Genomic DNA, 1,032 nt, shown 5'->3' on the forward strand with positions numbered 1-1,032 from the left:
TTGGTTATCCTATGGTTGAGAATACAAGTAACGTCTGTATTGATACTTTCAGCTTGAGGGGACATGCTGATGATATTCGTGACCGGAAAACTGTATTGGCCAGAAACATTGCCAGCGCCCTCCCTATATCCCGCGCTGACCGAGGACGTGAAGTGTGATGTCCTGATCATTGGTGGCGGTGAGGCAGGAGCACTCGTTTCTTATTATTTGAAACAGCATGATGTGGATGTCATCCTCGTGGATAAACGGCGGGTGAGTGGGGGCAGCAGCAGCGCTAACACCGGTTTGCTGCAAATATGCAATGATAAAACGTTGACGGCCTGCATGCATTCTTTCGGTGAACAAAAAGGAGTTCGTTTTTACGAGCTGACGAGGCAGGCTGTTGATGAATTGGAAAAAATCTCTGGACAACTAGACCAATCTCCAGATTACATAAGGCGTGAATGCTTGTACTATGCCAGCGAACCAGCCGATGCGGAGAGCTTGCGAGCAGAGTACCAGTTATTGAAGAAGTACGGCTTTCCAGTCATGTATTTTGAGCGAGCAGATATAGAAAAGCGATTTTCATTTTCCAAGGAAGGTGCTATTTATTCCAAGGGAGATGCGGAGTTTAATCCGTATAAATTTACCAATGGTGTGATCGCCCACTCTGTGAAAAAAGGGATGCGCGTCTACGAAAACACAGAAGTCGTGCATCAAAAAGTGCAGGACGGAGGGCTTTTAGTCTATACCAACAGTGGGCACACAATCGCATGCAGGCGTGCAGTGTTTGCCACTGGCTACGAGGCACAATCCATGAAGCGGAATGCCAATGCCGTGATTTCCAGCTCGTATTCCATCGTGACCAATCAAGTCGAAGCGTTTACGGGCTGGCCGCATGGATGTTTAATCTGGGAAACAGCGCGTCCTTACTTGTATATCCGAACATGTCCGGAAGGAAGAGTGATTGTCGGAGGACTTGATGAACCGTTGCAAAAGCAGGATGCTTCAAGCCTTAAAAAGCGGGATCAATTGCTCGCGAAGATACAAGAG

The 1,032-nt window shown here is 47.6% G+C and carries 1 protein-coding gene; it reads left to right on the forward strand.

The features are described from left to right. Positions 1-69 precede the first annotated feature (69 nt). Positions 70-1,032, forward strand: a 963-nt coding sequence (locus tag C7R94_RS27990) for an NAD(P)/FAD-dependent oxidoreductase (protein WP_106785838.1), incomplete at its 3' end; no start/stop codon positions are given.

The sequence above is a fragment of the Brevibacillus sp. NRRL NRS-603 genome, from assembly GCF_003013445.1.
GTDB lineage: Bacteria > Bacillota > Bacilli > Brevibacillales > Brevibacillaceae > Brevibacillus > Brevibacillus formosus.